General features: G+C 65.9%; 8 protein-coding genes. 2 read left to right on the top strand and 6 right to left on the bottom strand.

The window, feature by feature from the left end; genetic code table 11:
- From glnA to NBV68_RS16455, 5 genes are all read right to left on the bottom strand, one after another.
- Positions 1-966: type I glutamate--ammonia ligase (gene glnA / locus NBV68_RS16475; protein ID WP_296311862.1), on the bottom strand; the 966-nt coding region annotated here is incomplete at its 3' end.
- A gap of 63 nt (positions 967-1,029) precedes the next feature.
- Positions 1,030-1,368 carry a P-II family nitrogen regulator gene (locus tag NBV68_RS16470; RefSeq protein WP_054119870.1) on the bottom strand — a complete coding sequence of 113 codons (339 nt, stop codon included), beginning with the start codon at positions 1,366-1,368 and terminating at the stop codon, positions 1,030-1,032.
- Positions 1,369-1,588: 220 nt separating this feature from the next.
- The gene (argC, locus tag NBV68_RS16465) at positions 1,589-2,530 is read right to left on the bottom strand and encodes an N-acetyl-gamma-glutamyl-phosphate reductase (RefSeq protein WP_296311854.1); all 942 of its coding nucleotides are present in this window, start codon (positions 2,528-2,530) and stop codon (positions 1,589-1,591) included.
- Positions 2,531-2,533: 3 nt separating this feature from the next.
- Positions 2,534-2,899, bottom strand: coding sequence for a hypothetical protein (locus NBV68_RS16460; RefSeq protein WP_296311853.1), 366 nt, complete (start codon positions 2,897-2,899; stop codon positions 2,534-2,536).
- 87 nt (positions 2,900-2,986) lie between these two features.
- Positions 2,987-4,372 carry a leucyl aminopeptidase family protein gene (locus NBV68_RS16455; protein WP_296311849.1) on the bottom strand — a complete coding sequence of 462 codons (1,386 nt, stop codon included), beginning with the start codon at positions 4,370-4,372 and terminating at the stop codon, positions 2,987-2,989.
- Between the two features lie 118 nt (positions 4,373-4,490).
- Here NBV68_RS16455 and NBV68_RS16450 point away from each other — a divergent pair, with 118 nt between their 5' ends.
- Together NBV68_RS16450 and map are read left to right on the top strand one after the other, a co-directional pair.
- Positions 4,491-5,315 (top strand): DUF4163 domain-containing protein, encoded by an 825-nt coding sequence (locus tag NBV68_RS16450; RefSeq protein ID WP_296311846.1) that lies wholly within the window; start codon positions 4,491-4,493, stop codon positions 5,313-5,315.
- A 32-nt stretch (positions 5,316-5,347) separates the two neighbouring features.
- Entirely contained in the window at positions 5,348-6,175 is an 828-nt protein-coding gene (gene map, locus NBV68_RS16445; RefSeq protein ID WP_296311844.1) for a type I methionyl aminopeptidase, read from the top strand.
- A gap of 108 nt (positions 6,176-6,283) precedes the next feature.
- On the opposite strand, the gene NBV68_RS16440 is transcribed toward map, so the two are convergent.
- Positions 6,284-6,583 (bottom strand): GIY-YIG nuclease family protein, encoded by a 300-nt coding sequence (locus NBV68_RS16440; RefSeq protein WP_296311864.1) that lies wholly within the window; start codon positions 6,581-6,583, stop codon positions 6,284-6,286.
- Between the last annotated feature and the right edge of the window lie 58 nt (positions 6,584-6,641).

Here is a 6,641-nt window from a genome sequence, read left to right as displayed (position 1 = left end):
ACGCTTGTAGCTGTTGGTGGTCGGGTTGGTGAAGGCGTTCAGCGCCTTAGCGTGCTTGATGACGCCGCCGATGTAGTAGAGGCACATTTCCGACAGGCCGGCATATTCGTTGCCCGCGAACAGCGGCTTGCCGTCCTTCCAGATCGACATGTGGGTGTGCATCCCCGAGCCGTTGTCCTGCTTGATCGGCTTGGGCATGAAGGTCGCGGTCTTGCCATAGGCATGCGCGACCTGGTGCACGACATACTTGTAGATCTGCATGCGGTCGGCGGTCTGGACCAGCGTGCCGAAGGTCAGGCCGAGCTCGTGCTGGGCGGCGGCGACTTCGTGGTGGTGCTTGTCGCAGGGCAGGCCCATCTCGAGCATGGTCGAGACCATCTCGGCGCGGATGTCGACCGCGCTGTCGACCGGCGCGACGGGGAAATAGCCGCCCTTGGCGCGCGGGCGGTGGCCCATGTTGCCGGCGTCATATTCCTTGGCGGTGTTGGTCGGCAGCTCGATATCGTCGATCGAGAAGCCCGATCCGGCATAGCCGTCCTCGAAGCGCACGTCGTCGAACATGAAGAACTCGGCTTCGGGGCCGACATAGACCGTGTCGCCCAGGCCCGTCGACTTGAGGTAGGCCTCGGCGCGCTTGGCGGTGGTGCGCGGATCGCGGCTGTACCAGTCACCGGTCGAAGGCTCGACGATGTCGCAGTTGATCACCAGCATCGGGGTGGCGCTGAAGGGATCGATCCAGGTTTCGGTGAGATCGGGCTTCAGGATCATGTCGGATTCGTTGATCGCCTTCCAGCCGGCGATCGACGAACCGTCGAACATGAGGCCGTCTTCCAGCTCATCCTCGCCCATCACGCCGGCGACCATGGTGAGGTGCTGCCACTTGCCCTTGGGATCGGTGAAGCGCAGATCGACCCACTCGATTTCCTCGTCCTTGATCTTCTTCAGGACGTCTTTTGCTTTCGACATTTTGGTATTGCCTCCAAGTATTTGGTGCCGGCCCGCCCCCGTGGCAGGCTGGAGAGGAAAGGGTCAGATGGCGTCGTCGTTGGTCTCGCCGGTGCGGATGCGCAGCGCGCTCTCGATGGCGGTGACGAAGATCTTGCCGTCACCGATGCGGCCCGTCTGGGCGGCAGCGGCAATGGCCTCGACCACGCGTTCGGCCTGATCGTCGGCGACGACCACTTCAAGCTTCACCTTGGGCAGGAAGTCGACGACATATTCGGCGCCGCGGTAGAGTTCGGTATGGCCCTTTTGCCGCCCGAAGCCCTTGGCTTCGGTGACGGTGATGCCGGACACGCCGATTTCGTGCAGCGCCTCCTTCACCTCGTCGAGCTTGAAGGGTTTGATGATCGCTTCGATCTTTTTCACGTCGTCCCCGTCCGCGCCTGGCTTGAATGCTGACCGATTCTTAACAAGAACCGTGCCAAGCTGTTAGGTGATGGCTGCGAACGATCCTTGCCGCTTGAAGACTCAAGGGAGCGGATGTCTTTCGCCTGTCACGGCCGGTTAGCAAGATTATGGTGCAGTGCGCAATGGTGCACAGCATCAGATCACCGCATGCCTAAATTTTAAGCATTGCTTTGCGCGGTTACAGGCGAAGGCCCGTGGTCTCGGGCAGGCCGCACATTATGTTGAGGTTCTGGATCGCCGCGCCGCTCGCGCCCTTGCCGAGGTTGTCGAGATGAGCCAACAGGCGAGCCTGGGTGCCATCGGCGTTCGTGTAGACGTGAAGCGTCATCCCGTCGCCGCCCTCGGCATCCTGCCGCAAGATCATTTCGCTGTAGCGGGTCTCGACCATGACAACCACGCCGCTATCAGCGTAAAAGTCGCGCAGCCGTGCAGCCAGCCGGTCGGCGCGATCCGCGCCTGGCATCGCTTCGAGCGGCAGGGGGACGTCGACCAACATGCCCCGGAATGTCGGCACCACCGCAGGGGAAAACACCGGCGCGTAAGTGAGGCCGGCATAGGCCTGCATTTCGGGCAAGTGCTTGTGGCCGAGTTGCAGGCCGTAAGCGCGAAAAGCGATGCCGGGATGGCCTTCGAGGTTCTCGAATTGCTCGAACCGCTCGATCAGCGCATTGCCGCCGCCCGAATAGCCGCTCACCGCATTGACGGTGTAGGGCCAGTCGGCGGGCAGCAGCCCCGCGCGCACCAGCGGCGCGACGAGGGCGAGGAAGCCGGTGGGGTAGCACCCCGGATTGCTCACCAGCTTTGCATTGGCGATCCGGTCATGCCCGATCAGCTCGGGAAAACCATAGGTCCAGCCCTCGGCCACCCGGTGCGCGCTGGAGGCGTCGATGATGCGGGTCTGGGAGCCCTCCGCCAGCTTCACCGCCTCCTTCGCCGCCTCGTCCGGCAGGCACAGGATGGCGATGTCGGCAGCGTGGAGCGCGTCGCGGCGGGCGGCCTCGTCCTTGCGCTGGGCATCGTCGAGGACGACCAGATCGAACTCGCTACGGCCCTGCAAACGCTCGCGGATTTCGAGGCCGGTGGTGCCTGCCGCGCCGTCGATGAACAGCCGGATCGCCACCGCTCAGGCGTCTTCTGCGGGAGCGAGGTCGCTCGCCCGGCACCATCCGCTCGGCCCTTGCGGCCCCGGACAGCCCCACACCCATTCCCCCGCCACATCGAGCAGCTCGAAGCGGCTCCCGGCGGCAAGCTCTGCGAAGACCTCGGCATCGGCGCGCGGGTTCAACCGCAGGCCCGCGCCGCCTGTGCCGACGGCATGGACATGAGGGATGACGTAATGCGCGGCGAGATGCGTTCCCGCGAGCGCCATGTGCGCCAGATCCCCGCGCAAGGGCAGCGTGCCGGGCGCGGGCTTTTCGACCGGGCCCTTGAGGCCCAGCACGCCCTCCGGCACTGCATAGTTACTGTCCTTGCGCGTCGCGCCGCTCATCTGGCTTCCCGATACTGGTGCCGCCGCAGCCTCTCCCCAAGCGCGGCGTGGCAGGCCCGTTAGCGGCAAGTCGGCTCTGGAGCAAGCTTAGCTGCCGTAGCGCGCGCGGATCGCGTGCCAGCTGGCGCGCAGGCCGAGCCCGCGCCCGCCGCGCGCGCGGCCGGGCTTGGCGGCGGGGGTCCAGGCGAAGGTGTCGAAATGCACCCAGTCCAACCCCTCTCCCACGAAGCGGTCGAGGAACAGCCCGGCCACACTCGCACCCGCAAAGGGACCCGGCGCCGAGTTCGCCATGTCGGCAACGTCCGAGGCAAGATATTCGCGGTAGGCCTCGTGCAGCGGCAGGCGCCAGGCGGCGTCGTCATTGGCCTTGCCGGCGGCGAGGAAAGCATCGGCGGTCTCGTCACGGCGGGCGAAGAGGGCGGGCAGGTCGGGCCCGAGCGCGACCCGCGCTGCGCCGGTCAGCGTGGCGAAGTCGACGATCAGATCGGGCTCCTCCTCCGAGGCGCGGGTCAGCGCGTCGCCGAGGATCAGCCGCCCTTCGGCATCGGTGTTGTCGATCTCGACCGTCAGGCCCTTGCGGGTCTTGAGGATGTCGCCGGGGCGGAAGGCATTGCCGGATATGGCATTTTCGACCGCGGGGATCAGCAGATGCAGCCGCACCTTGAGCCGCGCGCCCATGATCAGCCCCGCCAGCGCCAGCGCATGGGCCGCGCCGCCCATGTCCTTCTTCATCAGCCGCATTCCGGCGCCCGGCTTGATGTTGAGGCCGCCGGAATCGAAGCACACCCCCTTGCCGACCACCGCCAGCACCGGGTGCGTCGGATCGCCCCAAACGAGGTGCATCAGCCGCGGCGCATGATGCCGCGCCGCCGCGCGCCCGACCGCGTGGACCATCGGGTAGTCCTGCTCAAGCGTATCGCCGCGCACCACCGTCAGCTCGGCCTTGTGCGCCTTGGCGAGCTTCTCGCATTCGGCCTCCAATGCGGCCGGGCCCATGTTCTCAGGGGGCGCATTGACGAGGTCGCGAAGCAGGCATTCTGCTTCTGCTTCGATGGTATAGCCCTCGATCTGCCCGACCTGCCCGGTCAGCAGCACGCGCGGGCCTTGTCCCTTATCCTCGCTCTTGTAGCGATTGAAGCGGTATTGGCCCATGATCCACCCGAACATCGCGGGGCCTGCCTCGGCATTGGCGAGGCGATAGGTGCCTTCGGGCAGCTCCTCGGCGAGCTTGGCGAGGCACCAGGCCGAGAGGCTCTCCGGGTTCGCGACGCCGCCGACCGCGAGCCACCCGTCGCCATCGGGAACAATCGCGGTCTGATACCCGCCGCCCTCGAACTTCTGCGCGGCAAGCGCGGCGCGCTGGACGGGGGAGAGCGCCTTTGCGAAAGCTTCGAAGCCGTCCTTGCTGACGAGGTGGATGGCGACGGCGTCTTCGCCGCGGTCGGGACGGATCAGGGCTTTGGCTTCATGCATTCGCGTTCCATAATCGCGGCCGCCCCGATGTCGCCAGCAGATTCGGGCAGGGCGAGGGAATGACGTGATGAATGTTCGCCAAATGTTTCACGTGAAACATCGTCCACTTGCAAACGACATGACAACCACATGGCGACGACTGCACAGCGGCGCGCTGCTTGCGGCGCTGGTGATTTCGGCCTGCTTTGCGGCCGCCGTAGCGGCGCAGGACGAGCTCGAGGCCGAGGCCGAGGTTCTGCCCCCCGGCACCGTCACCTTCAAGGATACCGAAACGCGAACCGTCGCCGGTTCCGAGATCGCCCGCGCATTCAGCTACACCTGGCCCGCCGAAGTCGCCGCCGTCCCCGCGCTGGTCCGCCGTTTCACCGCCGACCGCGCCGCGCTGCTCGCCGAGCAGAAGGTCGACTTCAGCGAGGGCCTGTCCCTCGCCGACCCCGAGGGCTGCTTCGGCTGCAACCGCGATCTGGCCCGCGACTGGGCGGTGATCGCCGACACCTCGCGCTTTCTGGTGCTGTCGGGCAGCCTCTACGTCTATAGCGGCGGGGCGCACGGCAACACCGGATTTGACGCGCTGGTGTGGGACCGGAAGGCAAGGAAGGCGTTCGAGTCTTCAAAGATGTTCCGCTCCGAAGCCGCGCTGCAAGCCGCGCTCGGTGCGCCGTGGTGCGCCGCGCTCAGGGCCGAACGCGCCGAGCGGCTGGGCGAGGAGGCGAGCGCAATCATGGACGAGGACGACATCTTCCCCTGCCCGCCGATCGAAAACCTGCAGATCTACCCCGCCTCGTCCGACGGCCAGCGGTTTGACCGGATCGACCTTCTCGCCGGGCAATATGTCGCCGGGTCGTATGCGGAAGGGGTCTATGAGGTGACGCTGCCGGTGACCCCGGAGGTGCTCGCCGCAGTCAAGCCCCGTTACAGGGCGGCCTTCACGCTCGGGAAGTAGCATTTCGGGCGCGGGCGCGCTATGTGAGGGAGATGCACGATTATCAACTCGTTGACGGCGACACCACCGTCTACCGCGATGGCTCCATCAAGCTCCACACGCCCGAAGGCTTCGAGGGGATGCGCAAGGCCGGGCGCCTCGCCGCTGAGATCCTCGATGCGCTTGCCGGCATGGTCAAGCCGGGGGTGACCACCGGCGCCCTCGACGATGCGATCCGCGGCATGATGCTTGATGCCGGCGCGGTCCCCGCAACGCTGGGCTACCGCGGCTATGCGCATTCGAGCTGCATCTCGATCAACCATGTGATTTGCCACGGGATTCCCGGCGACAAGGCGCTGAAGGCTGGCGACATTCTCAACATCGACGTCACCCCGCTGGTCGATGGCTGGCACGGCGACACCAGCCGCATGTTCTACGCGGGCGAGCCCTCGCTGAAGGCGCGCAAGCTGGTCGAGGTCACCTATGAATGCCTGATGCTCGGCATCGCTGCCGCCAAGCCCGGCGCGCGGCTCGGTGACATCGGCGCGGCAATCGAGGCGCATGCCAACCAGTTTCGCTACGGCGTGGTGCGCGAGTTCTGCGGCCACGGCCTCGGCAAGCTGTTCCACGACGCCCCCGAGGTGGTCCACGCCGCCCGCGCAGGCACCGGGCCGGAGCTGCGTCCGGGGATGTTCTTCACCATCGAGCCCATGATCAACCTCGGCAAGCCCTGGGCCAAGGTGCTGGGCGACGGCTGGACCGCGGTGACGCGCGACAAGTCGCTCTCCGCGCAGTTCGAGCATTCGATTGCGATTACGGAAACGGGCAACGAGATCTTCACCAAGAGCCCGACGGGGCGGGATTGCCCGCCTTACGTGTAGCTCCCCCGTCCCGGGCTTGACCCGGGACCCAGCTGTCCTTTTCGCAGCGCAACGCCACCCAACAGACAAGCGGGGTCCCGGGTCACACCCGGGGAGGGGTGGTAAGGGTCAGATGATCTGATCGAACAAGTCATCCCAATTGGGATTGGTTTTCTCGATCAGCGCAATCTTCCAGTCGCGGTGCCAGCGTTTGACCCTCCGTTCGTGATGCTTGGTCTCTACGATGTCGGGCACGTATTCGGCCCATACCAGCCGGGTCAGGCCATGCTCGGCGCAAAACTCCGATCCCCGCCCTTCGCGGTGAGCGAAGATGCGGGCGGCGAGGTCGGTGGTCGATCCGACATACAGCGTGCCGCGATAGCGATTGGTCATGATGTAGACCCAGCCGCCTCGGGTTTCTCTTTCCATTGAGCGAGTTAGGAACAAGCGGGGTCCCGGGTCAAGCCCGGGACGGGGTGAGGGGGTT

The sequence above is a fragment of the Erythrobacter sp. genome, from assembly GCF_023653175.1.
Taxonomy (GTDB): domain Bacteria; phylum Pseudomonadota; class Alphaproteobacteria; order Sphingomonadales; family Sphingomonadaceae; genus Erythrobacter.
Note: the sequence above shows the minus strand (reverse complement) of the source record. Positions and strands in the feature narration are given on the sequence as shown.

Excerpts from the sequence above, each read along its gene's own strand:
- NBV68_RS16460 (WP_296311853.1), bottom strand. The coding sequence starts at position 2,899 with ATGAGCGGCGCGACGCGCAAGGACAGTAACTATGCAGTGCCGGAGGGC.
- NBV68_RS16455 (WP_296311849.1), bottom strand. The coding sequence starts at position 4,372 with ATGCATGAAGCCAAAGCCCTGATCCGTCCCGACCGCGGCGAAGACGCC.
- NBV68_RS16450 (WP_296311846.1), top strand. The coding sequence starts at position 4,491 with ATGACAACCACATGGCGACGACTGCACAGCGGCGCGCTGCTTGCGGCG.
- map (WP_296311844.1), top strand. The coding sequence starts at position 5,348 with ATGCACGATTATCAACTCGTTGACGGCGACACCACCGTCTACCGCGAT.
- NBV68_RS16440 (WP_296311864.1), bottom strand. The coding sequence starts at position 6,583 with ATGGAAAGAGAAACCCGAGGCGGCTGGGTCTACATCATGACCAATCGC.